Source organism: Ponticaulis profundi (assembly GCF_042659465.1).
GTDB lineage: Bacteria > Pseudomonadota > Alphaproteobacteria > Caulobacterales > Hyphomonadaceae > Ponticaulis > Ponticaulis profundi.
In genome coordinates, this window is sequence record NZ_JBHSSW010000012.1 from 183578 (window position 1) to 209333 (window position 25756).

Sequence of the window (25756 nt, forward strand, 5' to 3'; positions counted from 1 at the left end):
TGCGTCGCATAGAGCGCGCTCAGGGCTGTCGCGCAAAACGAACATGCGCCCTGTTCCGGTTTATGGATTGAGGGAAACCAACCCACCCCGCAGATACCTGCGCAGGCAGGTATCCATGACATTGAAGGTTCAGCGGGGGTGTTTCCGGCGCTCAGGCATGGATCCCAGATCAAGTCTGGGATCGGCGGTTGAGAGGGTGAACTTGAAAAATGTAGGGCGGTGTTGAGCGTGAGACGCGATACCCGCCGTGAGGAGAGGCGTTATGCTGGCGGGATTGGCATCCCGCCCTACTGTTTGCTCGGTGCTGTTGTTTCGCCTTTGGCTCAACGCACCTGCGCCTGCACGGTCGTTTGTGGGGTGCCTCACGCAGGGGAAGTTTTTTACGTTTGCTTCCGTTTGCGTTCCGCAAACATGAAGCGGGCTCAAGGCTGCTTTTGTTTGCTCTCGCGACGCTGGTGCGTCGCATAGAGCGGACTCAGGGCTGTTCTGGTGCACTGCGCCGGGATGCTCCCGGCTTCGTGACACCCTACAATTCACCTCACGATGTCATCCCGGAATGGCCGCAGGGCATATACGGGATCCAGGGCATTTCGAGCTGGTTCCCGGAGACAGGCTCTGGGAAAGCTCAGAAATTGAAAGCCGCTGTGGGATATGAAACGTGACCCGGCAGGCAAAACCTGCTTTAAGCCCTCGCAAACACCTTAAAGCTTAAAAGCCCCATCATGACACTTCGCATTTATGACACCATGGCGCGTGAAAAGCGCGTTTTCGAGCCGCAAGATCCATCCCGCATCACGCTCTATGTGTGCGGTCCGACGGTGTATAACTATGCCCATATCGGCAATGCGCGCCCGCCTGTGGTGTTTGATGTGCTGCGTCGCCTGTTGAAAGACATGTATGGCCGCGATGCGGTGGTCTTTGCGCGCAACTTCACGGATGTCGATGACAAGATCATCAAGGCGCATCAGGAAACCGGTGAGCCGATTGCGGCCATCACGAAGAAATATGCCGATATCTATCTGGAAGACATGAGCGCGCTGAATGTGCTGGCGCCGGACCTCTCGCCGCGCGCGACGGATCATATCTCCGACATGATTGCCATTGGCGAACAGCTCAAGCGCAAGGGCTATGCCTATGTGACGAAGGATGGCCTGTATTTCCAGGTCGATCAGATGAGCGATTATGGCAAGCTGTCCGGGCGCAGGCAGGAAGACAATGAAGCCGGTGCGCGGATCGCTGTCGATGAAGGCAAGCGCAATCCGGCTGACTTTGCGATCTGGAAATTTGCCAAGGAAGGCGAACCGGAAGACGCGATCTGGGACAGCCCATGGGGACGCGGTCGTCCGGGCTGGCATATCGAATGCTCGGCCATGATCAAGGCGCTGATGGGCGACACGATCGACATTCATGGCGGCGGCATCGACCTGCAGTTTCCTCACCATGAGAATGAAATCGCGCAGAGCGAATGCGCCCATGGCGAGACGCTGGCCAATTACTGGATGCATAACGGCTTTCTCGACATGGAAGGCGAGAAAATGTCGAAATCGCTGGGCAATGTGAAGCTGGTGCATGACCTGACAAAGGAATGGCCGGGCGAAGTGCTGCGTTATGCGCTCTTGTCCGGGCATTACCGCGCGCCGCTCGACTGGACGCGCAGCCTGCTGGAGCAATCCAAGACGACGCTCGACCGGATTTATGGCGCGTATCGCCGGGTCTGGGGCGATGGTCATCCGCTGGCGGACAATCGCCACGGCGTGCGCGACAAGCTGATGGATGATCTGAACACGCCGCTGGCGCTGGCCGAGCTGAACGCGCTGGCCGGGGAAGCAAACCGCGCAGCCGATGAACAGAATGAAAGTGCGATGGAAATCGTGCGGAACATGATGTTCGACGCAGGTCAGGTGCTGGGGCTGCTCTCCAAGACACCGGCCGAGTGGGAACAGGGCGGCGATGGCGATGACAAGGCACGCATTGACGGGCTGGTTCAGGCGCGTCTCGATGCGCGCAAGAACAAGGACTGGGCCGAAGCCGACCGCATTCGCGATCAGCTGAAAGCTGAAGGCATTGAGATCATGGACGGCGCCGGTGGTTCAACCTGGCGCCGGGTGTGATCGCCTAGCGCGTCGTCTGCAAAAGCAGGTAAGAGAACAGCGAAATACTGCCGACGCCGCCTGCAAAGGTGACAAGGGTGATCATGAATTCGCGCAGTGCATTTTCCGCATGCGGACGTGATTGGATGGACGGGGTGCGTGTGCCCGATACATCGGACATGCTGATATCGCTCATGTTTTCCTCCCCAGGATTTTCCTGGTTATATATATTTTGCTTGAGGCTAGCATATTTCAGAAGATTCTCAAGCTGCTTGATTAGCGCGCGAAAAGGGGGCGGGTTGCCATGAAAAGTTTCAGACAGGTGATGACGGTTCTGATGGGGATGGTCTGGCTGGCGGCGTGTATGGTGCCGGCCTCGCAGGCTGAACCTGCGCTGACGGTGTATCTGGTGCGCCATGCCGAGAAGCTGACGGGGGATGATCCGGGACTGACAGAGGCGGGCGCGGCGCGGGCGGAGCGCATTGCCGATATCTTCGAGGACGTTGCGCTGAGCGGGGTCTATTCGACCGATACGAAACGCACGCGGGCAACGGCTGCGCCAAGCGCAGAGCAGGCCGGGCTGGAGATCCAGATCTATGATGCCGGGGATATGGCGCCGTTCGCCGAAACGCTGAAAGCGCAGTCCGGTGTGGTGCTGGTGGTGGGTCATTCCAACACCATTCCCACGCTGGCGGGTCTGCTGACGGGGCGCGATGAGGGCGGCGATCTCGATGAAAGCCAGTATGACGTGCTCTATCGCATCGCCTTTAACCGGGCTGGTGAGCCGGTGAGCTTTCTGATGAGCTATGACACGCTGGAAGCGTCACTCGCGGACTAGGCGCGGCGGCGCCAGGCGGGTCTGTCTGCGGCGCGATTGGCCGAGGCGGTCCGGTTGGTGCGCTGCTGCTCATCGGTGATGTAGGCAGTGACGTCGCTGATCGACATGGGACGGGCAATGTGGAAGCCCTGGACCAGGCGGCCGCCCATGTCGCGGACCATTTTGAGCTGGCTTTCGGTCTCCACGCCTTCGAGGATGCAATCGATCTTCATGCTGCGGCAGAGGAGGATCAGAGCGCGGATGATGTCCTGGCTGGCGCGGTCGGTTTCCATATTCGCGATGAAGCTGGAGTCGATCTTCAGCTTGTCGAGCGGCAGGAGCTGTAAGTGGCTGAGGCTGGAATGGCCGGTGCCGAAGTCATCCAGCGCGATGCGGGCGCCGAGGGCGGCAAACTTTGTCAGCGCTGCGCGGGCCTGATCAAAGTCACAGACAAGCGCGGTTTCCGTGATCTCGAAGTCAATGCGGCGCGGGTCGATCAGGCTTTCGCGGACAATGCGGATCAGCGCGTCAACGGCGTCCATGGATGCGATGTCGCGGGCGGACAGATTGATGGAGACGCGCATATGCTTGGGCCAGCTATGGGCGTGTTGCAGCGTGCGGCGGACAAGCTGACGGGTCAGTTCGACGATGAAACCGGAACGCTCTGCCGCCTGAATGAAGAGGTTGGGTGCCACCGGGCCGAGCTCCGGGCTTTGCCAGCGGGCCAGGGCTTCGAACGCGTGCGTGTGACCCAGACGGATATCGGTGATGGGCTGGAACTCGACATACATTTCTTTTGACAGGTCCGCGCGGCGCAGGAGTTGTTCGACGCGCGCAAGCTGGCAGATTTCGACTTCGTGTTCGGGTTCGAACAGGACCGCTGTACCCTTGTGGAACTGCTTGGCGAAATAGAGCGCGTAGTCGGCGCGCTGACAGAGCTGTTCGGCATCGCTGCCATCAATCGGTGCGCGGCTGAGCCCGACAGAGGCGCCGATTTCAGCGACCACACCTGTCAGTTCATAGGGTTGTGACAGACGCTCGACCAGAGCGTTGCCGAAGGCTTCAAGGTCTTCCGGGTCGATGCGGTTTTTCAGGATGAAGCCGAATTCATCACCGCCGAGGCGGGCGACATAGAAGATGCTGCCAACCATGGTTTTCAGGCGCTTGCCGACTTCGATGAGCAACTGGTCACCCGTGGCGTGTCCGAAGGCGTCATTGACCGGCTTGAAGCCATCCAGATCGATCACGCCAATGGTAAAGTCACGCGATGAACGCAGAATATGGTTGGTGACGGTCCGGAAGCCGCGCCGGTTTGGCAGATCCGTGAGCGGATCGCGCATGGCGGCGTATTCGAGATCGCGTGTCCGCTTGGTGACTTTCTTTTCCAGAGACTGGTTCAGATCCGTCAGCTCCCGAACCAGACCGCTGTTGGTTGCCTGAAGCTCCAGAGCCTGACGGTGAACGCGGTGATTGTTGGAGAGGCCAAATAGCAGGGTTGCACAGCATATGACCGCCATGATCGCGAGCAGGGGATCTGAACTCGGCCCGATGGCCAGTATGGCTGCGCTCGGCAAAAGCAGGCTGGAGATGTAAGCGCGTCCTACACCTTTGAGGGGCGCACAGATGCTGGCCGCGCCGCCTGCGAGCCCTGCAATGACGATACAAGTGAAGTATTTCGCGTCCACGCTGGCCGAGATTGACCGTTCCAGAATGAAAGACCAGAGCAGGCCCGCCGTGATAAGACCGGCAGCATAACGGAAGCGCCATTTCCGGATAAACGCCCGACGCATGCCTGCATCTTCAAGTGAGCCATTGGCGCCAGGTTCGATATTTGCATGCACTTCGTCGAAGAAGTGCTGCCATTTGATCCGGCGAATGAGGCTGAGGAGCAGAATCGCAACGACCCAACCCATCGCATAGGCAGGCTTCATGGGATAGAGGAAGCAGCCAACAGCGATGGCTGCCGCCGCGTTGACGAAAATCATTGCCCGGCCATTGGCATAGGCGTTCAGCAGAAGATTGAATTCGATATCGTCTTCAAAGCGCTGATGCAGTTTGCCGAACGTGTCGTTCTGCTGTTGCATAAAGATGGAGGACGTACCGAAAACGGTCGCGTGTCCGTCTCTTGCGACAGCGCGGCGGCATCTGGTTACCAGTGCGGAAAAAATACGTCCCATCCATTCCATGCGAATGTGTTTAGGTGAAAAAGGTTAAAACACACCCGCATGAATCTTCGTGATTTTCTCGAATAAATCGAAAAAGATCAGAATCTCCGCCTAATCCAGGGTGAGGATCAGATGAAAAGCAACCCGCGCAATATATAAGCGATGGTTGCAATACACGCACCGCTGACAATCGATATACCGGCGAACCAGAGCAGTTGGCGCCAAAGCGGGCGACCTTCCGGCTGCTCATCAGGAGCAACCGGTTCGATCAGATCATGTCCCTTAGTCATGATAGGCCTCATCAGGGTCAACCTTGCCCCAGAAGAGCGAGTAGACATACACGGTGTAGGCCAGAATGATCGGCAGCATGATCCCGGCACCCACAAGCATCAGCATGAGGGCATTGTCACGGGCGGCAGTCTGCCAGATGTCATACTGGAACGGCACCAGATATGGAAACAGACTGATCGCAAGGCCGAGATAGCCGGTCAGAAACAGACCTGCCGCATAGATCATGGGGCGCCAGTCCGGCGCTTTGTCGAAACGCAGCGCCAGATCACGCCAGATCAGGGCAAACAGGATGCCAGCGATCAGCGGGATCGGGGCAAGCGGCAGGAACTTGCCGAAATTGAAGGCCTGCATATCAATGCCCCAGCGCGCGGTGACGCGTGGATCAATGGACAGGGTGGCAAGGCTGACCGCGCCCATGGCGATGAGGACGAAGATCGTCATGCGCTTCGCCCATTTCAGGCAGCCTTTCTGGATGTCACCTTCGGTTTTCAGAACCAGCCAGCAAGACCCAAGCAGCATATAGCCGCCTGCAACCGACAGAGCTGTCAGCACGGTGAAAGGCGTGAACCAGTCAAATGTGCCACCGGTAAAGCCCCGGTCTGCGGCTTCGACGCCCTGAATGAAGCCGCCAAGGATGAAGCCTTGTGCCAGAGCGGCCGCAAGCGAGCCGTAAGCGAAGGCACCATTCCAGAACAGTTTGGTCGGCTTGCGAACGGCCTTGTGCCGGAATTCAAAGGCGACGCCCCGGAAGATCAGGGCGGCGAGCATGATCAGAACCGGAATGTAGAAGGCGGGCATGAGAACCGCATAGGCAAGCGGGAAGGCCGCAAACAGGCCGCCACCGCCGAGGATGAGCCAGGTTTCGTTCCCGTCCCAGACGGGCTCGATTGTGGCTGTCATCATGTTGCGCTCATGATCGCTCTTCGCGAAGGCTGTGAGCATGCCGATGCCCAGGTCAGAACCGTCCAGCAAGACATAGAGCATGACGGCAGTTGCAATGAGCAGCGACCAGATCAGTGGTAAGTCCATAATCAGCCCTCCTTATCCGTCGCAATGGTGTCGGATGGGGTTTCAGCGGGGTCGTCGACAGAGCCGAAGGCAGACCCCGGTGCGCGGTTTTCTTTTTGTGGTGGATCGGTTTTGTCATCGACAAAGCCGCGGGTCGCGATGCGGGCCATGTAGACGACACCCGCCGTAAAGATGATGGCATAGACCACCATGAAGACGATCAGCGATGTCGCGACCGAACTGACCTCGACCGGCGAGACACTGTCCTCGGTACGCAGCACGCCATAGACCGTATAGGGCTGACGTCCGACTTCGGCGACAATCCAGCCGGTGATCACGGCGACAAAGCCCATCACGCCGGTCGGAACGGCCAGCCAGTGGAAGAGGGCCGGCTTGTCGATCTTGTTGCGCAGCCACAGCACCACGCCCCAGCCGCCCATGAAGAGCATGGCAAGACCAGCCGCTACCATGATGCGGAACGCCCAGAATACGATGAAGACCGGCGGACGTTCTGTATCCGGGAAGGCTTTGAGACCCTTGAGCGGACCTTCTGCAGAGAAAAGGAATTTGCTGGTGCCTGGAATTTCGATCTCGGCAATATTGCGTTCTGCTTCCTCATCGGGAAATCCGAATAAAACGGTGCCCTGTTCATCCGCGGTATCCCACCAGCCTTCAATCGCGGCCACTTTGGCCGGTTGGTGATGGTGGGCGACTTCGCCTGACCAGTGACCGGCCCAGATTTGAAACGGCATCAGCACGAGCAGTGTGCCCGCAGCCATGCGGATCTGCCATTTGGTTGGCTCGGAATTGCGTCCGCGCAGGATCTGATAGCCACCCGCGGCGAGGACGACAGCCGCCGTGGTGATGAAGGCTGCCAGCATCATGTGGACATAACGGGATGGGAAGCTCGGATTGAATATGACCGCCATCCAGTCTGTCGCGAAGAGATTGCCGGTTTCCGGGTCCACATCGAAGCCGACCGGTGTTTGCATCCAGCTATTGGCGGACAGAATCCAGAATGCGGAAATCGAGGTACCAATGGCAACGGCGAGCGTGGCAATGAAGTGAAGCTTGCGGCCAACCCGTTTCCAGCCAAACAGCATGACACCGAGGAAGGTCGCTTCAAGAAAGAAGGCTGTCAGCACTTCATAGCCAAGAAGCGGGCCAATGACACTGCCGGCTTTGTCGGAGAAGACGGCCCAGTTCGTACCGAACTGGTAGCTCATCACGACACCGGACACGACGCCCATGGCAAAAGCCAGCGCGAAAATCTTGATCCAGTGGAGGTAAAGTCTCTTGAAAACGTCTCTTTTGGTCGCGAGCCACAAGCCTTCACAGACCGCCAGGAACGCGGCGAGACCGATTGTGAAAGCGGGAAACATGATGTGGAACGCAACGACGAAAGCGAACTGAAGTCGTGAAAGTAATAATGCGTCGAAATCCATAATGATCTCCAATCTGGAGTCTGACTATCGTATATGCGTGTTTTCTAAAATGGTACAAACTGTCCCTGAGGCAGAAGGGCCCATAATTCGAGTGTGGTTTCTCTCCAGAGTGATCTGAGTGCCTGAGGCTAGAGGTAGGTTATGGGTGACGCAATGCGCCGGGCGTTGAAATCTGTGACCGAAAGAGGGGGAACGCCGCAAAGCCGTTGCGGTTCTGTCTTGTGAAGTTTGCGTCAGTCATTGAAACTGGCATTGCGTGTGAAGAGGATGATTCATGGCGACAACGCTTTGCGGCCTGTTTGATCGCCTTGTTGCCGAAACCGAAGGCGACAAGGTCAGTATTCGCGATCTGTTGCAGATCGTCGGGGCACGGTCTTATGGCCCGATCATCCTATTGCTGGGGTTTATTGCGGTCAGCCCGCTGACCATTATTCCCGGTGCGACCTGGATTGTGGCGCTGTTAACGCTGGTCATCACGCTTCAAATCGTTCTCGGCTTTCGCAATCCATGGATACCGGCGCGTCTGCTGGATTTTGAGTTTCAGCGCGAGCATCTGGTCGAGGGGACGCGCACGGCGCGCCGATGGGCTGAAATCTTTGACCGCATCCTGCAGCCAAGACTGACCTTTCTGACCCGAAAGCCGTTTCTGCAGCTTGTGGCGCTGATGTGCGTGGCGGCGGCGTTGATTACATTCCCGCTTGGCTTTGTGCCGTTTGCGCCGCTTCTGCCGGGCATCACGATTCTGATTTTCGGACTGGGGCTGATGTCCCGCGATGGTGTGGTGATCCTGCTGGCGAGTGCCAGCCTTGTGGGGGCGGTGATCGTGCTCTCCAAGCTCGCCGAGCGCTGGCTGGGGATCTCTGTCTTCTAAAGCCGCGCGGCCGGCGGTGTCAGGACTGGGTTTCCAATCCGGAAAAGGGGGCTTTCCGTTACGACTCTTGTCGAACTTGCTCTTGCGAGTTATTCGCAATACGTCTCAGAGCGTGCTCAGACGCGCTCTGGCAAATGCAAGGAAACCCGTATGACTTCGACAACACTTGATGCCCCGAAAATTCGCCGTGAACGACTGCCCCTCGTGCGCCGTGAGCTGAAGGTCATCGAGAAGTTTTGTCCAACGCCCAACCTCATACGGGTTGTCCTTGCGGGCGAGGAGCTGGAAGGCTTTCTGTCGCCTTCACCGGATGACAATATCAAGATCTTCATCACGGATGAGGATGGGACTTCGACCATGCGCAGCTATACGCCGCGCCGTCATGATGCCGAGAAAGGCGAGCTGTTGCTCGACTTCGCGCTGCATCAGGCCGGTCCTGCGACGCAGTGGGCGATCGATATTCAGGTTGGCGACATGGCCCATATTGGCGGGCCGCGAGGGTCCAAGGTTCTGGAAGGCAATGTTGAGCGCCTGCTGCTGATCGGCGATGACACGGCTTTGCCGGCTATGGCGCGCCGGGTGGAAGAAGCCGAAGCGGGCCAGGCCATCACTATGTTAGCTTCAATTCCGGAAGCAGCCGACGAGCAGGACATTGAAACACCCGCGCTGTTCACGCCGCTCTGGCTGCATCGCAATGGCGCTGCGCCCGAAGACGCAGAGCCTTTCCTCAAGGCTCTGGAGACGCTGGATATTCCGCCGGGCACCTTTATCTGGCTGGCGGCAGAAGGCCAGGCGGTGAAAGCGATCCGCAGCTATCTGATGGAAAGCCGGGGCGTGCCGCGCAACTGGATCAAGGCCACTGGCTATTGGGTGAAGGGCAAAGCCGACACCACAGCCAAGTTCGAAGAATAGGCCTCTTTCAGCTTAACGGAATGGCGGCTCGTCGAAGGATCTGAGCTTGCGTGAGTGCACGCTGTTGGCACCTTCTTCGGCAATCCGCTCGAGCGTCGCAATGCCGATCTGGATGTGCTCGCTGATGGCCTTGTTGTAAAACGCATTGGCCGCGCCAGGCAGCTTGATTTCGCCATGCAGGGGTTTGTCTGACACGCAGAGCAGAACCCCATAGGGCACACGTAGCCGATAGCCGTTTGCGGCAATCGTGGCGCTTTCCATATCAATCGCGATGGCACGAGACTGGTTGAAGCGTTTGGCCGATTTGGTGAAGCGCAGCTCCCAGTTCCGGTCATCAATGGTGACGACGGTGCCCGTGCGCAAGCGCGCTTTCAGCGCCTCGCCGGTTTCCTGTGTCACGCGCTCTGCGGCGTCGTGCAGAGCGATCTGGATCTCGGCAATCGGTGGCACGGGAATGTCTGGCGGAAGGACGTCATCCAGCACATGATCATCACGCAGATAAGCGTGCGCCAGAACATAGTCGCCAATGCGCTGTGAATGACGCAGGCCGCCGCAATGGCCGACCATGACCCAGCATTGCGGGCGCAGAACAGCGAGGTGATCGGTGATCGTCTTCGCATTGGACGGGCCAACGCCGATATTGACCATGGTGATGCCCTGACCGTCTGCGCGGCGCAAATGGTAGGCTGGCATCTGGTGACGACGCCATGGCGCGTTGCGGATCTTCTCCAGCGCGTCCGGTGTATCTGCGGTCACTTCAATGCCGCCCGCAGCCGAGAGGCTGACATAGGGACCAGGCTGCTTGATGCGCTCGACCGCCCATTCGGCAAAGGCATCGATATAGCGGTGATAATTGGTGAAGAGCAGATAGCTCTGAAAATGCTCGAACGGCGTGCCGGTATAATGGTTCAGGCGCTGCAGGGAGAAGTCCACGCGCGGCGCATCGAACAGGGCGAGCGGTTTGCGATTGTTTTCCAGAACATACTCGCCATCGGCAATCTCATCGCCAATGGTGGCGAGATTGGGCGCCGGGAACCAGCGTGCGATCTCTGCCGACTGTTCGACATTCAGGCGTGCGGCTTGTTCCTGATCCCAGACATAGGGGTAGGGAATCTCATCTCGTGAGGGCTGGACCTGCAGCTCGATGTCATAATCGCGGCAGAGCGGTTCGAGCTGATCACGCAGATAGCCTTCGAAAAATTCGGGATGCGTAATCGTGGTTGAAAAAATGCCCGGCTCTGAAAACTTGCCGAAAGAGCGGGAAATCTGCGGAATGCTGGTGTCGGGCTGATAGCGGACAATCAGTTCCGGATAGGCGAACAGGCCCTGCTGACGCGCCTGTTTGTCAGGAAGTGTGCCATGTTCGAGAAATTCAGCCAGCGCATTACGGAGCGCTGTGGTCGAGTTCGTGTAGAGCCGTTTCAGCTCATTTATTGTTTCATCTATCGTCATGGCGAGCCCTTAAAGCATAAGATGTTGCCTGACAATTCCTGAGAAAAACTTGGGATTTGTCAAAAGCTCGGTTAGGAGCAAGGTTTTAAGTGTATAGTATCGGGGTATGACATGCAGATAACCCGCTTTGATATTCCTGGGCTCTTTCTGCTCAAGCCTAAGATTTTTCGCGATGATCGCGGCTGGTTCAGTGAAACCTTCAATGCGGAGACGTTCCGCGAAGCGCTCGGTTTTGTCCCGGACTTCGTTCAGGACAATGAATCCTTTTCCATGTACGAAAACACGATTCGCGGGCTTCATCTGCAGTTGAATCCCTATGCGCAGGCCAAGCTGGTTCGTGTGCTGAGCGGGGCCATTCTGGATGTGGTGGTCGACATTCGCAAAGGATCACCGACCTATCTTTCAACCGTATCGGTGCGGCTGGATGCGACCGGCATGCAGCAATTCTACATTCCGGCGGGCTTTCTGCATGGTTTCCGGACGCTCGAAGACAATACCCGCATCGCCTATAAAGTGGACGCGCATTATAATGCGCAGAGCGATCGCACCATACGCTTTGACGACCCTGCGTTGAAATGCAATTGGGATCTGGATGGTAAAGAGAAACTACACCTGTCAGACAAGGATAAAGACGCGCCGCCTTTCAAATCTCTCGGCGATGTTTTCCAGTATGATGACATGGCAGGGCCTGTGACATGAAGCGTGTGATCGTGACCGGAGGCGCCGGGTTTATCGGTGCCAATCTCTGCCACGCACTTGTCGCGAGCAAACGCTATCACGTGCTCAATATTGATAAGCTGACCGAAGCTTCCTGCCGGGCCTCCCTAGCAGAGCTTGAAGACAATCCGGCCTATACCTTTTTGCACGCAGATATCTGCGATGGCGGCAAGATGCGCGGTGCTGTGCAGGATTTTGCGCCTGACGGGATCATGCATCTGGCTGCGGAAACACATGTCGACCGCTCCATTGATGGCGCGCTGCCGTTTGTTCAGACCAATCTGGTCGGCACGTTTTCCTTGCTGGAGGCCGCGCGTGCCTATTGGATGTCGCTTGATCCTGCCGCGCAGAAGGCGTTCCGGTTTTTGCATGTCTCGACCGATGAAGTGTTTGGCAGTCTGGGGGCTGATGGCCTGTTCACGCCGGAATCGCCCTATGATCCGAGTTCACCGTATTCCGCGTCCAAGGCAGGGGCAGATCATCTGGTCAGAGCCTGGCACCGCACCTATGGCCTGCCTGCGCTGATCACGAATTGCTCGAACAATTATGGCCCGTATCAGTTTCCCGAAAAGCTGATCCCGCTGATGATCCTGAATGCGCTCGAAGGGCAGGGGCTGCCGGTTTATGGCAAGGGCAATCAGGTTCGCGACTGGTTGCATGTGTCCGATCATGTCTCTGCGCTGATCGCTGCTCTGGAGAAAGGCGCGCCGGGGGACACCTATCTGGTGGGCGGACGTTCGGAGCGGGAAAACATCGATGTGGTTCGCCAGATCTGTACCTATCTGGATGAGGCGTGCGGCACAGGCGGCCCACGCGAACGCCTGATTGAGCATGTCGAGGATCGCCCCGGGCATGACCAGCGCTACGCGATTGATGCCAGCGCAACGGAGAAGGCACTCGACTGGAAGCCGACTGTCTCTTTTGAGGAAGGCCTTCGGCGCACGGTCGACTGGTATCTCGCCAATGAGAGCTGGTGGCGTCCGCTGCGCGAACGCTTCCATACGCATGAACGTATCGGGCTTGGCACGACCGTATGATCCTGTGTGTTGGCGCTTCGGGACAGCTGGCAAGATCGCTGGTTGAGGTGGATGGAAAGCGCGTGCGTGCGCTTGGTCGCCCTGAACTGGATCTGACCGACGATCGCAGCATTCAAAACGCGCTGGAAACAGTGCAGCCAGATGCCGTGATCAATGCCGCAGCCTTTACCGCCGTTGACGATGCTGAAGCGAACGAAGACGCGGCCTTTGCGCTGAACCGTGATGGACCTGAGCAACTCGCCAGGCTGTGTGCCCGCCATGATGTGCCGCTGATCCATGTCTCCACGGATTTCGTTTTTGATGGCAAAAAGGGTGCGCCTTATTCGGAAACAGACCGGGCCGCGCCGCTGAATGTCTATGGCCGTTCCAAGCTTGCCGGAGAAGAAGCCGTGCTGGACGCGCACCCCAGGGCGATGGTGGTGCGAACAGCCTGGGTGCATAGCCCGTTTGGGACGAATTTCACAAAGCTCATGGCGGGGCTGCTGCAAACGCGTGAGGAAATCGGCGTGGTCGTCGACCAGGTCGGCTCACCGACTTATGCGCCGGATCTGGCTGCAGCTTTACTTAAACTGGCTGACGGAATGCAAAATCATCAGTGTACGGAAAATGGCATCTATCATCTGGCTGGTGATGGAGGTGCCACGCGCCATGAATGGGTCTCGGTTATTGCTGACACGCTGGCTGAGCGGGGGCTGAAAACGGCGCGAATTCGGGAAGCGTCTGCCCGTGAATTTCCCGCGCCTGCCCAGCGTCCAAACGATACGCGCCTGAATTGCATGAAGATTCAGCAAGACTGCGGACTTGCCTTGCCAGCCTGGCAGGAGGGGGTTAGGGCCTGCGTGTTGCGATTGTTGTCCGGGATGGAGGGGTCAGCATGAAGGGTATTGTATTGGCCGGTGGTTCCGGTACGCGGCTCGCGCCGCTGACAATTGCTGTCTCCAAGCAATTGCTGCCCATCTATGACAAGCCGATGGTGTTCTATCCAATCGGAACACTGATGAATGCCGGTATTCGCGATATTCTGATCATCACGACGCCGCATGATGCGCCGCTGTTCCAGAAGCTTCTGGGAGATGGGTCAAACTTTGGCGTGAATCTGAGCTATGCTGTGCAGCCGGAACCCGGCGGCCTGGCGCAGGCCTTTCTGATTGGCGAAGAGTTCATCAATGGGGAGCCGGTCTGCCTGATCCTTGGTGACAATATCTTTTATGGTCCGACCTTGCCGGAGCGCCTGAAAAAGGCCGCTGACCTGAAATCGGGTGGCCGGGTGTTCAGCTATGAAGTGCATGACCCGGAACGCTATGGCGTTGTCGCCTATGATGAGAATGGCAAGGCGACGTCCATTGAAGAGAAGCCGGAAAATCCGAAATCATCCTGCGCGGTGACGGGTATTTATTTCTTCGATTCCGAGGTCGTTCGCATCGCAAAGGCGATCAAGCCATCAGCGCGCGATCAGCTTGAGATCACCGATATCAATCAGACTTATCTTGAAGCGGGAGAGCTGGAAGTCATTCCGATGAAGACCGGCGATGTCTGGCATGATGCCGGCACGCATGCCTCTTTGCTGGAAGCAGGCCGTTTCATTGAGACGCTGGAGCGACTTCAGCACATTCATGTGGCCAATCTGGAAGCAATTGCCTGGAAGGCGGGCTGGATTGACGAAACGGTACTTGAGCGGCAGATGAATGCGTATAGCAATTCAGGATACGGCAAATACCTGAAACGTCTTCTGGACCGACGGGGCTGAATGGGGACTTATGCGCGTCAGGCGCATAGCGTAATTGGACGAAACAAAGGGGGCTCGTCATTTCCATGACAACAGAGATTAATGCAGCTTTATCTGACAAGCTGGTCAAACTGGCCATTGATGCGGGCGTCGTCATCATGGACGTTTACAATGCTGCGTCCGGCATCGACACAGACACCAAGAAGGATGATTCTCCGGTCACGGTCGCAGACCAGAAAGCCGAAGACCTGATCCTTGCGGGCCTGAAGGAAGCTGCGCCGGAAATCCCGGTGCTGGCCGAAGAATCGGTTGCTGCAGGCAAGATCCCTGAGCTGGGTGAGCAATTCTTTCTGGTCGATCCGCTGGATGGCACCAAGGAATTCATCAAGAGGGGCACCGACTTTACCGTCAATATCGCGCTGATCGTCAGTGGCCGCCCTGTCATGGGTGTGGTGTATGCACCGGCCCGTGACCACCTGTGGGTGGCGGAAGGCCCGACCAAAGCCTGGCAGGCTGAAGTCGCGCCGGGCGGCGATGTGCCGGCAGCGTCCGCGCGCAAGCCGATGAAGATCCGCAAACTGCCTGAAGCAGGCGTGACCGCCGTGGCATCGAAAAGTCACCGGACACCGGAAACCGACGAGTTTCTGGGTAAGTTCGAGGTTGCTGAACTAGTCTCCATGGGCAGTTCGCTGAAGTTCTGCATGATCGCTGCCGGTGATGCTGATCTCTATCCGCGCCTTGGCCGCACCATGGAATGGGACACGGGCGCTGCGCATGCGGTGATCTCGGCAGCCGGTGGTCGGGTGTTGACCTTGGAAGGCGAAGACCTCACTTACGGAAAGAAAGAACGCGGGTATGATAACCCGTATTTTGTCGTATATGGTGACGTTGAACCGCCTAAATCATAAGCGTTCGCAGAGTGGATGAATAAAGCGCATGGCCGTGAATACCTATCTTGATTTCGAAAAGTCTCTGGCAGAGCTGGACCGTAAGATCGTTGAGCTGGAAACCCTTTCCGCGACCAATGATGGGCCATCCCTTTCCGATGAGATTTCGAAGCTGAAAGAGAAGTCTTCGCGCCAGCTGCATGAAATCTACAAGAACCTGGATGCGTGGCGGAAAACGCAAGTGGCCCGCCACCCGGAGCGTCCACACTTCATGGACTATATCCAGAATGCGTTCGAGGACTTTGTCCCGCTCGCAGGTGACCGCGTGTTTGGCGAAGACGAAGCCCTGATGGGTGGACTGGCGCGCTTTAACGGGCGTTCGGTTGTCGTAATGGGCCATGAAAAGGGCCGCACGACGGAGACGCGTCTGAAGCACAATTTCGGCATGGCGCACCCGGAAGGCTATCGCAAAGCCGTACGTCTGATGGATATGGCCGAGCAGTTTGATCTGCCGGTGATTACGCTGGTTGATACGGCAGGTGCCTTTCCCGGCAAGGCCGGTGAAGAGCGCGGTCAGGCTGAAGCAATCGCGCGCTCAACAGAGCGTTGTCTGACGCTGCCAACGCCAATGGTGTCTGTCATTGTTGGTGAAGGTGGTTCTGGCGGTGCGATCGGGATTGCAGCGGCCAATAAAGTTCTGATCCTCGAGCATTCTATCTATTCGGTGATTTCACCGGAGGGCTGCGCATCTATTCTCTGGCGTGATGCGGCACGCGCACGCGATGCTGCCGAAGCCATGAAGATCACAGCCCATGAGCTGCTCGGCAACAAGATTGTCGATGAAGTGATCAATGAGCCGCTGGGCGGTGCACATCGCGATGTGATCGGCACGGTGCGCACGGTCGCTGATGCGGTCGAGCGCCAGCTTGTGTCACTGGAAGGCATGACGCCGGCGGAACTGCGCCGCCAGCGCAAAGAGCGTTTCTATGCCATTGGCCGGATGAACTAGCTCCGGCCTTTTCAGATTGAATCTTCAGACAGCAATAATCGGGTCGCTGAGGTTCGATTGATCTGGCTTTGTCTCTTCAGCCATGGAGGGACAAATGAGATTATCCGGCAAAACAGGTATTATTACAGGCGCCAGCAGCGGCATAGGTGCGGCAGCGGTTCGGCTGTTTGCGCGTGAAGGCGCCGCGCTGGTTATTACGGCGCGTCGTGAAGACCTGCTTCACGCGCTCAGAGACTCATGCCCAGAGCCATCGCGAATTATCGTTGTAGCAGGCGACACCTGTCTGGAAGAGACGCACAAGGCCTGTGTCGATGCGGCGATGCGGTCGTTTGGCCAGCTTGATTTCGGATTTAACAATGCGGGGATGACCGGCCCGAATGCGCCGCTGACAGAACTGGCGGAAGATGCCTGGCGGTCTGTCCTCGATACCAATCTCAACAGTGCTTATTATGCCTCGAAATACCAACTGCCGATGATGCAGACAGCTCAAAAGGGCTCTCTTGTCTTTACGTCCAGTTTTGTGGGCCACACGATTGGGCTGCCGGGCATGTCCGCTTATGCTGCGGCAAAGGCCGGGCTGATTGGTTTGACTCAGGTGCTGGCATCAGAAGTTGGTTCGGATGGCGTTCGGGTTAATGCGCTCCTGCCAGGAGGGACCATGACAGAAATGGCAGGTACGGACGCGAATTTCCACGCATTTGTACGTGGACTACATGCGCTGAAACGGATGGCCGAGCCAGAAGAAATAGCGCAGGCAGCGTTGTTCCTGGTCAGTGACGATTCAAGTTTCGTCACCGGAACAGCGCTGCTGGCTGATGGTGGCAATTCGATCTGTAAGACCTGAACCTATTTCAGGATTTCCGGTTCGCCGCCTTTTTCAACGGCGCGCTGATAGCCCGGACGGGCATGAATGCGTGCCACATAGGCGGCGATGTTCGGATAGGCATCACCCAGACCAAGACGTGCAGAGGCCGCTTCCAGCGGATAGCTCATCATGATGTCTGCGCCGGTGAGGTAGGGACCCGTGATCCAGTCTGAATAGCCGAGCTGCTCATTGGCATACTCAAACAGCGCCTTCGTGGTCGGCGACAGATACAGGTCACGTACGCGGCCTGTGACCGCTTTGATGATCGGACGCAGGAAGAATGGCGGCTGTGTTTCCATGCGGGAAAAGAACAGTCCCATGACGAGCGGCGGCATATAGCTGCCCTCTGCGGCGTGCATCCAGTAATGATAGCGGGCGCGGGCCGGATCGTGCAGGTCCGGGCGCATGCCGGCATTTGGATAGCGATCCATGAAATACTCAACAATCGCGCCGGTTTCTGCGAGCACATTGTCGCCATCGGTGACGATCGGCGATTTGCCGAGCGGATGCAGCGCCTTGTAGTCTTCGGGTGCGAGATTGGTTTCGGGATCTCTGGCGTAGACCTTGACCTCATAGTCGAGGCCGAGTTCTTCCATCAGCCAGAGGAGCCGCATGGATCGCGAATTCTGAAGGTGGTGGATGGTGATCATGAGCCCGCCTTTCGATGTCCGGTGTCTCTGCTTTCGTCTGAGCTAGACCTGTTGGTTGAGAAATCCAATTTATCTGGAGGCTCTCGGCTTCTTTCATGCAAATGTCCAGTGTTTCGTTTTTCCCGCGTGGGGGTAAACAGGCATTGGGGGAGACTTGCATGGAAATTGACGAACAGACGCCACTGGGCAGGCGTCTCGGCATCGACAATCTGGACCGGTTTATCGATGCGGATCTGGTCCCTGTTCTGGAGGAAGGCGCAGATGCACAGTCCGCGCAGGAACAGGATGTTCTGCTTGGAAAGCTGCGCTCAACCTTCACCCTGGCCTCCTTTGCGTTCATCGTGGCGTTCATGCCCTTCTTCGTTTTCCTGCCAGATGTGTGGTGGGGCAATATCGGGCGGTTTTTGGTCTTTCCGGTCCTGTTTTTCGGGGCCTTTATCATCGCCGCCTGGTTTCGCCGGGATTTGCTGGTCCAGTTTTTCATGAAGGCTGAAACGAATTTCCTGGTCCGCGCGGAGGCCCTGCAGAAGGTCGCCAGGGCCGTAGGTATCACTTATGTCCCATCGCCGGGTGGTGCACCGGAAGCGTTGAAGGTTCTGGCAAAACTCAACTTTGTGCCCAAACGCCTGTCTCAGCTCACAGACACGCTGGATGCGCATGGTGGGATGGATGATGTTGTGCGGGCAGCCGTGGAAAGCGGTCTCCTTGTCGGTGATACCGTCGTTCTGGGCAATGACGAACAGAAGGCGCGCTTTTATCGGCAATCGGCACTGGGAATTGCCTTCGAGGACGGATTTGAAGGCGCGCGCAATGGGCTGAGATTTTCGGCCTTTGAATGGCTTGAGGATGTTGATGAGGGCGAAGATCGCTATCATTTGCTGATTGCTCTCAAGCCGCCGCACAGGCTGCACGGCGTGACCCAGCTCCGTTCGCGCAAAACGCCCTGGCCAAATGCGCCCGAGGCACAGAGCCTGTCAGCTGTCGAGCTGGTGCCAGACACGTTCAACAGGCAGATGCGACTGCGCAGTTCTGATCAGGTCGAGGCGCGCACTATCTTTAACCCGGCTGTCGTGGAGCGAGTGCTCAAGCTTGCCCATGATATGCCGTTTCGTGCGGTGGCGGCTGGCAATTTCCTGATCCTCGACATTGTGGGAGACAACCGGTTTTCGGTCATCGAACTGGCAACGGGCAAGTGGAGCCGGCAGCGTATTGAAGATGCGCTGCGTGATGTCGCCGAGCTGCTGGAGCTGGTTGATGAGGCGGCGCACACTTTCATGATCCGCTGAGCTGTCTGTGTCGCTCAGTCCTCTTTGAGATTGGGGGAATACGCCTCCCCCGGTGCGGACACGAATGAGACGTCGCGGCCGGCATTGACGATCATGGCTGTCAGCGCGCCGCCATGAACCGCGCCGGTGTCGATGCCTGTGGCGTGCGCAAAACGGGCCGGCCCCTGCATGAAAACCTCATGGCCGAAGACGACATGTCCGAAACGGCCATCATAGACCTCCGCCCAGAAGGGATCGTCTGCTGCCTCGCGGCCGCGTGAGAGAAAGACGCCTGTTTCTCGATCAATATACCGCGTGCGCCAGATCTTGTTGAACTTGTCTCGCTTGCGAGCTGACAGGCTTTCCAGATCGGACGCGTCCTCCGGGAATTCGCGCATATTGCCGGGAATGCCGCCATGCAGGGCGAGCATGTTCAGCTCGGGAAGCTTCAGGAAGGGCAGGGCGCTGTTCAGAATGGCCCAGTCGCTGTCTTCCGCCTCGCGGTGAAAATGGCCGAGCACGGGGGCGCGCTCTGCCTGCTGGCGCGCGATTTTCGGGCGCATGTCCAGATTGCGGCGATAGCGAAGATGCTGGTCTTCATGATTGCCGCGAACGAACAGGGTATTGAGATCAGGGTTTTCGATCAGTTCGCCGACGCGACGGACAACGCCGACCGGGTCTGGCCCCTTGTCGATCAGGTCGCCGAGAAAGACCAGCCGGTCGCCGGTCTGCAGGGCAAGTCTGCCAAGCAAGTCATCGAGCGTTGCCAGCATGCCATGAACGTCACCAATGAAGATTGTTCGCATGCCGGTCGTGTGTTCCTCAATTCGATGCGTTTTTACCAGCGATCCTTTTTACGTTTGTGATGATCGCGGCGGTCCCGGTGATAATGATCATCCGGGTCTCGTGGGCCATCATAAGCGCGGTTTCGTTCCCAGCAGCCACAATGCGAGCCCCAGGTAAAGGCTTCACCGCGTCCATTTACGCGCAGGCTGGAGGATGAGTAGGAGCCGTCATCGGCGTTTCCGAACATGTCGGCATAGCCATTTCCGTCGGTATCACACGAGTAAAAGCTGCCAGAATGGCGACAGCTTAGCACGCCAACCCAGTTTCCATAGCTGAGCCCGGTCGGCCAGCCGCCATAGGTCGAAAACGTGTTGGGTGAGTAGAAGCCGCCATAAGGATAGCTGTTATAGGCGCTGGTGGTCGGGTAGGTGTTATAGGGAGAGCCATAAGCGCCATATTGCATGTCGTAATTAGCTTGCTCCATGGCGGCATTGAAAGCCATCAGGTCTTCGGTGGTACAGGCGCTGAGCGTTAGACCGGCTGCGGCCGTTGCCAGTAATGTTCGGATACCCATTGCGCCCTCCAGACATGATCGCTTGTGAACAAAGCGTAATCTTCGAATTTGACCATGTCGAGGCAGGTTCAGGGCCATATGAACCTGTTAAGAGAGCAATTTTCGTCGCGATGCACGCTGAGCGAGAAGTTTGGCACACTCTGCCATGTCGACGTACGACTTCCTGCCTCGGGCATTTGATGCCCAGAGGCAGAGCGCAGGTTTCTTGGGTTGCACCAGATGTTCGGTATTTGTGTCAGCCTACGACTTCGGTGAGCTTTGGCATTTTATACTCCCAGCTCATGAATTCGTCTTTCGGGAGGTAGCCTCTGAAGAAGACTGAGAACGGTCTCTCAGCAGGTGTCGGCAACCAGTTGGTCTGTATGTTTGCAGGTGGAGGTGTACGCGACATCCAGATATCAATTCCGCCATCGTCCATGCGAACCAGGTCTGGAGACCGATCGCCGATCACATAGCGATCCAGCGGGTTATCGACGAAGAAATACTGCCCTTCTGGCGTTTGCTCATACATGCTTAGAGACCAGAAGGCATCAACCGGAGGAAGCGCAGAGCCAGGCAATATCAGCCGCCAGACCTTGTTGCTGTCAAAATTCGGGTTTCCGCTGTCGCTGACCGGGCGAAGGTACATGGCTTCCACCATGGGCAAGGCGCCAAGACCGGCTATGGCAACCTGTGCCCGGTAGAGAAAATCATCGCCAAAGTCGCCAAGCGTGGCTTTCGGATAGGACCAGTTATTGATGACCGGGCCTGGCCGCCCAGCCGATCTCAACCATTTTTTAGCTGCGAGGAAGCCCGCGTCAATTTCGGCGCTTTGGGTTTCGTCGAACCGGGACGGATCGAAACCACCTGACATGCTCAGACCTAGCGGAGACATCGTCTCAAAGTAGCGTTCGTCTGTGACGGGGGGCGGGTTTTCCAAGACAAGCTTCTGGACACTCGTGAGGAATTCCTGCCATGGCGCAGATCGCTCGGCATATTCTGGTGGAAAGTCTGCAGCCGGGCCAGTGACCTTGAATTTATTCTGAATAGATCGTGCAGTATCGAGATCTTGCGGACCGTTGACCAGAACACGCAGCGTGCTCCAGACCCACGGCGTTGGCGCTCTGATTGTAAAAGCGTCCTCAATCGGATCTTTTGGCCCTACCAGTTTGTAGGTGCCTCCATCGTTTCCGGTTGTTCGGGTGCCGAGGATCGCGAAATTGTTCATATACATGTCCATCAGGGCGACGGACACGTAACGATCTCCACCTTTTGGAACCTGTATCTCAACAGGCCCTTCGGTCAAGTTGATCCAGGATCTGGAGTAGAGCGTGTCATTATTCGGTGTTGTGACGTCGCGCCAGCTCGCGTCCACAAGCTTGCCCTCATGAACGACCGTATTCGGCTTGCCGCGCTTGAGAACATCTGCTCTGGATTTCGCATTCTCAATCAATGCAAGACCGTAGATCCAGGCGTTCCGTGCTGCAATCGACAGGGGAGACAGATTGGTATCCTGCGCAGATGCCGGCGTGACGGGATCTGCAGCGAAAACTGGTTGTCCTGTGAGGGGCAATCCAGACATCAGCATTGAAGCAGCCGTCGTTTTCATCATGGTTCGACGATTCACAATTTATCTCCCTATTTTAGCTTTGGTTGTCCGGCCCTCTCCGCATGGGGCGCGGTTGTCCGGTCCAAGCATTTTATCATTGTTAGCTGTCGGCTTTTTCGCGACGCAGCTTCTCATGTCTTAACGTCACGAATTTTAGCGGTCAATCTTGACTGCAAATATCATGAGGCATAAGGGCTAAAGGCAAATTCATGTGATCAAACATGCAAACCTTCTGGCGAAATACGGAATATGAGGAAGCCAGCTCAAAACGTTGGGTACAGATTGTTCTGTGCGGGGGATGGTCCGTTTCTTCGCAGATCGCTCAGCTCTGCCAGACAACGAAGCATGGTAATCTTTTTAACCGTGCCTTATTGCTGGAATTGATCGAAAAAGCGGGGATAAAATTGTGGGATCGGGAAGCGGCGAACAAAGTCCTGCCAGAAAACAGGGAAATCCCTCTGTAACGCGTCGGGGGACGCACGAAGAGCGCACAGCCAAGATGCGGGAAAAGCTAATCGCTAGTGCGATCAGCTGCCTGTACAATGACGGATATTCGGCTGCTACAACTCTGAATGTGCAAAAAAAGGCGGGCGTTAGCCGCGGGGCTTTGGTCCATCACTTTCCCACGCGCGCGGATTTGTTGATTGCGGTTGCCAAGAAAATCATCGAAGAGCAGACGAAATTTTACATCAGCGAATTGGAAAAAATTGGCGATAACCGCGAACGGTATCTGCAAATCATTGCCATTGCCTGGAAGGCTCTGAAAAAACCATCAGGCATGGCTTTGCTGGAAATTCTTCTCGGCTGTCGCAGCGATGAAGACCTTTCTGTGCGTCTCGCACCGGTTATTCGGGATCTGACGGCGTTTCAGCGTCAGGGCATGTGGTATCTTGCAAAAGGCGCGGGCGCGACGGATCGTGCTGCCGTGCAAAGCGCCAACGATCTCTGTCTGGCTGCCTTGCGCGGCTTATCCATCCAGCTGCTCTATGATGACGATCCTGATGCGACGGAAAGCAGCGTAACATTGCTCCTCCATTGGGCTCGCAAATGGCTGGCGGAGACGGCGCCTGCAGATACGGCCATGGCCACTTTGCGCGCACTACGATAGTTCGCCACAGCTCATCATTTTCGTGCAGGTGTTTCTTGCAAAGAAAAAGCCGTCCCGGAACTGGGACGGCTTGAAGGTCTTGGGATAATACCGGCAAGACAGAGCTTGCCAGATGAACTAGAAGCGATACTTCGTCGAAATCCGGAATGTCTGGGGCTGCCCAAGCAGGCATCGTTGCGTAATGCCCCCTGTCTCTGGGTTCTGCAGACCAAGCGGTCCTCCGAAGGTCTGGCCGTACATGCCCGTGCAATAGTCTTCGTCGAGCAGATTCTCCCCGGAAAGTGAAACCTGCCAGGTGTCGTCTCTGCCGTAGAGTGTGACTGTGGCTCCCACCAGGGCAAACGCTTCCTGAATGGATTGAGGATTGTTGTCGCCGCCGCCACCGACGTCATTGTCTGACGTGTAGGACACGCGGCCATTGAAGCCGATATCAATGTCGGACAGGAGTGGCGTGCGGTAGTCCACGATGGCTGTCCCCTGCCATTCGGGAGAATAAGGTACCTCTTCGCCGGTCAGATTCTGAACGCCACCGAAACCAGGCAGACCCGGCGCATTTTCAAAACTTGTATATTCAGAGTCCAGATGCGTGCCGTTGAGAGACAGCGTCAAATCTTGCGATGGCATCCAGGAGAGGTCGAATTCAGCGCCCTGTTGTCTGATCGAACCTGCATTTCGAACACTGAACGCAGTGCCATCATAGGCTCTGAGCTGAAAGTCATCGACATCCATTCTGAAAAGTGTGGCATTTGCCGTCAGTGTTCGGTTCAGCCAGTCACTTTTGATACCTAGCTCATAGTTGGAAACTGTTTCAGGCGCAAACACGCGGTCTGTTCCAAATGCTGACCCGGCACCTGTGTCGAAGCCGCCAGATTTATATCCGGTCGATACGGTTGCGAATAACATTGTATTGGACGTTGGTCGGTAACGCGAGTTCAGACGATAGGTGACCTTGTCGCCTGAATAGCTCAGATCAGCGCTGTCGGGAACGACGATAATGGCAGCAGCGCGATTTGCCGCTTCGGAATAAAACTGCGCCGTTTTTTCGTCTCTGGAATATCGCAAGCCAACCGTGACATCCCACACAGGTGAAAACTCGTAAGTTGCCTGACCGTAAGCCGCATAGCTGTCTGTGGTTTGCTTGAAGTCGGTGATCGCAGCCTGCTGCTGTGGTCCAGCCAGGCAAGGTGCCTGCAGAACCGGAATGGCATTGGCCATAAGAATATTGCAATAGCCAGTACCGAGATTGTAGTCAGTGTGGATGTCGTACTGCTCGTTGAAGTAGTACAGACCAGCAACATACGTCAGATCACCCGTCTGTGGAGAGATGTACTGAAGTTCTTCTGAGTGAGAACGGCTCAGGAAGCTGCCATCGCGGCCAATCAGATCTGCAGACGTGAATGTCAGATCGCGGTCGGACTGCGTGTAGTCCCAGTCTCGATAGGAACTGATCAGGTTTACACTGGCGTCGCCAATATCCCATGTCAGCTGACTTGAAATGCCCCACTGATCGGAGTCGAGATTGTTACCGGGCGTTTGACGCACAACACGGCTATAATCGGTATCAAGACGCGGCGTGAGCCCATTCAGGCGGTCGATGAAGTTCTGTCGGCCTTCCGGCGTCAGGGTAGAAGCCATGAGTGTGACCGGTCCGGTGCCATCGCCTGTCATCTTCTGATAGTCGCCACGAACAACCCAGTTCAGGTTACCAGATAGCTCGATATCCGCCGCGCCGCGCAGGGAAAGGGTTTCTTCCTCTCCCAGGTCACTGTTGTTGTACTGATTGTAGCCGAAACCGTCGGTGCGGTCATACAGAGCTGAGAAGCGTGTGTTTACGGTGTCGGAAACCGGCAGGTTCAGAACGCCGTCTGCTCTCACTTTGCCAAAGCTGCCGGCTGCTAGTCCAACAGAGCCACCGAGTTCGTTTCCGGGCAGATTTGTTTTGATGTTGAGTGCCCCGACTGCAGCATTACGGCCAAACAGCGTGCCCTGTGGGCCGCGAAGGACTTCGACACTCGCAATATCATTCAGCGCTGAAAGCAAGGGGCCTGGTCGTGGAATGTAAACACCATCGACATATGCGCCGACGCTCGGCTCGATTGCGGCGTTTCCATAGGAGCCAATCCCGCGGATCGAAATACGCGTGTTTGCCGCTTGTGGAGATCGCTGAACATAGAGACCAGAGGCCAGTCTGGGCAGGTTTTCGATATTGTCGATATTTGCTTTAGCCAGCTCTGTTTCGGGCACGACCATCATGGAGATCGGGACGTCCTGGGCATTTTCTGCGCGTCGCTGGGCGGTCACAACGACCGCATTCAGCGTGCGTTCTTCGGCAGCATCCTCCACGGTTGACGCAGAGCTGCTCGCTTCAGCGGATACAGTGCCTGCTGTCTGAGCGTCCGTCGAATCGTACACTTCCTGCGCCGCTGCGACAGAGAAGGAAGACGTGCTGGCAAGCATAGCTATGGCGAGTTTTCTGAACATTCTTGTAAACCT

26 protein-coding genes are annotated in these 25756 nt (G+C 56.7%); 15 read left to right on the top strand and 11 right to left on the bottom strand.

All coding sequences use genetic code 11. The features are described 5' to 3' along the window. The first annotated feature begins 434 nt into the window (after positions 1-434). Positions 435-662 carry a hypothetical protein gene (locus ACFQDM_RS10165; RefSeq protein ID WP_377378665.1) on the top strand — a complete coding sequence of 76 codons (228 nt, stop codon included), beginning with the start codon at positions 435-437 and terminating at the stop codon, positions 660-662. Positions 663-722: 60 nt separating this feature from the next. After that, entirely contained in the window at positions 723-2111 is a 1389-nt protein-coding gene (gene cysS, locus ACFQDM_RS10170; RefSeq protein WP_377378667.1) for a cysteine--tRNA ligase, read from the top strand. Between the two features lie 4 nt (positions 2112-2115). Here the strand turns inward: cysS and ACFQDM_RS10175 are convergent, their stop codons facing one another. Continuing rightward, complete coding sequence (locus ACFQDM_RS10175) at positions 2116-2286, bottom strand: hypothetical protein (protein WP_377378669.1); 171 nt, start codon at positions 2284-2286, stop codon at positions 2116-2118. 108 nt (positions 2287-2394) lie between these two features. On the opposite strand from ACFQDM_RS10175, the gene ACFQDM_RS10180 reads away from it, so the two are divergent. After that, a complete protein-coding gene (locus tag ACFQDM_RS10180; RefSeq protein ID WP_377378671.1) occupies positions 2395-2928 on the top strand; it encodes a phosphoglycerate mutase family protein in 534 nt (177 codons plus the stop codon). Here the strand turns inward: ACFQDM_RS10180 and ACFQDM_RS10185 are convergent. The 4 genes from ACFQDM_RS10185 to ACFQDM_RS10200 all read right to left on the bottom strand — a co-directional run bounded on the left by ACFQDM_RS10185 (position 2925) and on the right by ACFQDM_RS10200 (position 7816). After that, the gene (locus ACFQDM_RS10185; RefSeq protein WP_377378673.1) at positions 2925-4991 is read right to left on the bottom strand and encodes a putative bifunctional diguanylate cyclase/phosphodiesterase; all 2067 of its coding nucleotides are present in this window, start codon (positions 4989-4991) and stop codon (positions 2925-2927) included. The genes ACFQDM_RS10180 and ACFQDM_RS10185 overlap by 4 nt on opposite strands. A 209-nt stretch (positions 4992-5200) precedes the next feature. Then, positions 5201-5362: a hypothetical protein gene (locus ACFQDM_RS10190; protein ID WP_377378675.1), complete on the bottom strand. Its 162-nt coding sequence runs from the start codon at positions 5360-5362 to the stop codon at positions 5201-5203. After that, complete coding sequence (cydB, locus tag ACFQDM_RS10195) at positions 5355-6392, bottom strand: cytochrome d ubiquinol oxidase subunit II (RefSeq protein WP_377378677.1); 1038 nt, start codon at positions 6390-6392, stop codon at positions 5355-5357. Before cydB ends, ACFQDM_RS10190 begins: the two co-directional genes overlap by 8 nt. 2 nt (positions 6393-6394) lie before the next feature. Then, positions 6395-7816: a cytochrome ubiquinol oxidase subunit I gene (locus ACFQDM_RS10200; RefSeq protein ID WP_377378679.1), complete on the bottom strand. Its 1422-nt coding sequence runs from the start codon at positions 7814-7816 to the stop codon at positions 6395-6397. Positions 7817-8090: 274 nt separating this feature from the next. Between ACFQDM_RS10200 and ACFQDM_RS10205 the strand changes: the two genes are divergently transcribed. Together ACFQDM_RS10205 and ACFQDM_RS10210 are read left to right on the top strand one after the other, a co-directional pair. Further along, positions 8091-8687, top strand: a complete 597-nt coding sequence (locus tag ACFQDM_RS10205) for an exopolysaccharide biosynthesis protein (protein ID WP_377378681.1) — start codon at positions 8091-8093, stop codon at positions 8685-8687. Between the two features lie 150 nt (positions 8688-8837). Further along, complete coding sequence (locus tag ACFQDM_RS10210) at positions 8838-9599, top strand: siderophore-interacting protein (protein ID WP_377378683.1); 762 nt, start codon at positions 8838-8840, stop codon at positions 9597-9599. Positions 9600-9611: 12 nt separating this feature from the next. Here the strand turns inward: ACFQDM_RS10210 and ACFQDM_RS10215 are convergent, their stop codons facing one another. Then, positions 9612-11051, bottom strand: a complete 1440-nt coding sequence (locus tag ACFQDM_RS10215) for an AMP nucleosidase (RefSeq protein WP_377378685.1) — start codon at positions 11049-11051, stop codon at positions 9612-9614. A gap of 111 nt (positions 11052-11162) precedes the next feature. Here ACFQDM_RS10215 and rfbC point away from each other — a divergent pair, with 111 nt between their 5' ends. The 7 genes from rfbC to ACFQDM_RS10250 all read left to right on the top strand — a co-directional run bounded on the left by rfbC (position 11163) and on the right by ACFQDM_RS10250 (position 17271). Further along, positions 11163-11750 (top strand): dTDP-4-dehydrorhamnose 3,5-epimerase, encoded by a 588-nt coding sequence (gene rfbC, locus ACFQDM_RS10220; RefSeq protein ID WP_377378687.1) that lies wholly within the window; start codon positions 11163-11165, stop codon positions 11748-11750. Next, on the top strand, positions 11747-12805 hold the full coding sequence (rfbB, locus tag ACFQDM_RS10225; protein ID WP_377378689.1) for a dTDP-glucose 4,6-dehydratase: 1059 nt from the start codon (positions 11747-11749) through the stop codon (positions 12803-12805). Before rfbC ends, rfbB begins: the two co-directional genes overlap by 4 nt. Then, entirely contained in the window at positions 12802-13683 is an 882-nt protein-coding gene (gene rfbD / locus ACFQDM_RS10230; RefSeq protein ID WP_377378691.1) for a dTDP-4-dehydrorhamnose reductase, read from the top strand. Before rfbB ends, rfbD begins: the two co-directional genes overlap by 4 nt. Next, positions 13680-14552 (top strand): glucose-1-phosphate thymidylyltransferase RfbA, encoded by an 873-nt coding sequence (gene rfbA, locus ACFQDM_RS10235; RefSeq protein WP_377378693.1) that lies wholly within the window; start codon positions 13680-13682, stop codon positions 14550-14552. Before rfbD ends, rfbA begins: the two co-directional genes overlap by 4 nt. Before the next feature lie 65 nt (positions 14553-14617). After that, positions 14618-15439 carry a 3'(2'),5'-bisphosphate nucleotidase CysQ gene (gene cysQ / locus ACFQDM_RS10240; protein ID WP_377378695.1) on the top strand — a complete coding sequence of 274 codons (822 nt, stop codon included), beginning with the start codon at positions 14618-14620 and terminating at the stop codon, positions 15437-15439. 28 nt (positions 15440-15467) lie between these two features. After that, positions 15468-16427 carry an acetyl-CoA carboxylase carboxyltransferase subunit alpha gene (locus ACFQDM_RS10245; protein WP_377378697.1) on the top strand — a complete coding sequence of 320 codons (960 nt, stop codon included), beginning with the start codon at positions 15468-15470 and terminating at the stop codon, positions 16425-16427. Positions 16428-16521: 94 nt separating this feature from the next. Beyond that, positions 16522-17271 carry an SDR family oxidoreductase gene (locus tag ACFQDM_RS10250; RefSeq protein ID WP_377378699.1) on the top strand — a complete coding sequence of 250 codons (750 nt, stop codon included), beginning with the start codon at positions 16522-16524 and terminating at the stop codon, positions 17269-17271. A gap of 2 nt (positions 17272-17273) precedes the next feature. Here the strand turns inward: ACFQDM_RS10250 and ACFQDM_RS10255 are convergent, their stop codons facing one another. Continuing rightward, a complete protein-coding gene (locus ACFQDM_RS10255) occupies positions 17274-17942 on the bottom strand; it encodes a glutathione S-transferase family protein (protein WP_377378701.1) in 669 nt (222 codons plus the stop codon). A gap of 158 nt (positions 17943-18100) precedes the next feature. Here ACFQDM_RS10255 and ACFQDM_RS10260 point away from each other — a divergent pair, with 158 nt between their 5' ends. Then, complete coding sequence (locus ACFQDM_RS10260) at positions 18101-19228, top strand: DUF3137 domain-containing protein (protein ID WP_377378703.1); 1128 nt, start codon at positions 18101-18103, stop codon at positions 19226-19228. A gap of 14 nt (positions 19229-19242) precedes the next feature. On the opposite strand, the gene ACFQDM_RS10265 is transcribed toward ACFQDM_RS10260, so the two are convergent. The 3 genes from ACFQDM_RS10265 to ACFQDM_RS10275 all read right to left on the bottom strand — a co-directional run bounded on the left by ACFQDM_RS10265 (position 19243) and on the right by ACFQDM_RS10275 (position 22173). Next, positions 19243-20013 (bottom strand): metallophosphoesterase family protein, encoded by a 771-nt coding sequence (locus ACFQDM_RS10265; RefSeq protein WP_377378705.1) that lies wholly within the window; start codon positions 20011-20013, stop codon positions 19243-19245. Between the two features lie 32 nt (positions 20014-20045). Beyond that, the gene (locus ACFQDM_RS10270) at positions 20046-20567 is read right to left on the bottom strand and encodes a hypothetical protein (RefSeq protein WP_377378707.1); all 522 of its coding nucleotides are present in this window, start codon (positions 20565-20567) and stop codon (positions 20046-20048) included. A 235-nt stretch (positions 20568-20802) separates the two neighbouring features. Next, the gene (locus tag ACFQDM_RS10275; RefSeq protein ID WP_377378709.1) at positions 20803-22173 is read right to left on the bottom strand and encodes a DUF1254 domain-containing protein; all 1371 of its coding nucleotides are present in this window, start codon (positions 22171-22173) and stop codon (positions 20803-20805) included. Positions 22174-22376: 203 nt separating this feature from the next. Between ACFQDM_RS10275 and ACFQDM_RS10280 the strand changes: the two genes are divergently transcribed. Further along, positions 22377-22619, top strand: a complete 243-nt coding sequence (locus tag ACFQDM_RS10280) for a hypothetical protein (RefSeq protein WP_377378711.1) — start codon at positions 22377-22379, stop codon at positions 22617-22619. Between the two features lie 35 nt (positions 22620-22654). Next, positions 22655-23263 carry a TetR/AcrR family transcriptional regulator gene (locus ACFQDM_RS10285; RefSeq protein WP_377378713.1) on the top strand — a complete coding sequence of 203 codons (609 nt, stop codon included), beginning with the start codon at positions 22655-22657 and terminating at the stop codon, positions 23261-23263. A gap of 117 nt (positions 23264-23380) precedes the next feature. Here the strand turns inward: ACFQDM_RS10285 and ACFQDM_RS10290 are convergent, their stop codons facing one another. Then, positions 23381-25744: a TonB-dependent receptor gene (locus tag ACFQDM_RS10290; RefSeq protein ID WP_377378715.1), complete on the bottom strand. Its 2364-nt coding sequence runs from the start codon at positions 25742-25744 to the stop codon at positions 23381-23383. Between the last annotated feature and the right edge of the window lie 12 nt (positions 25745-25756).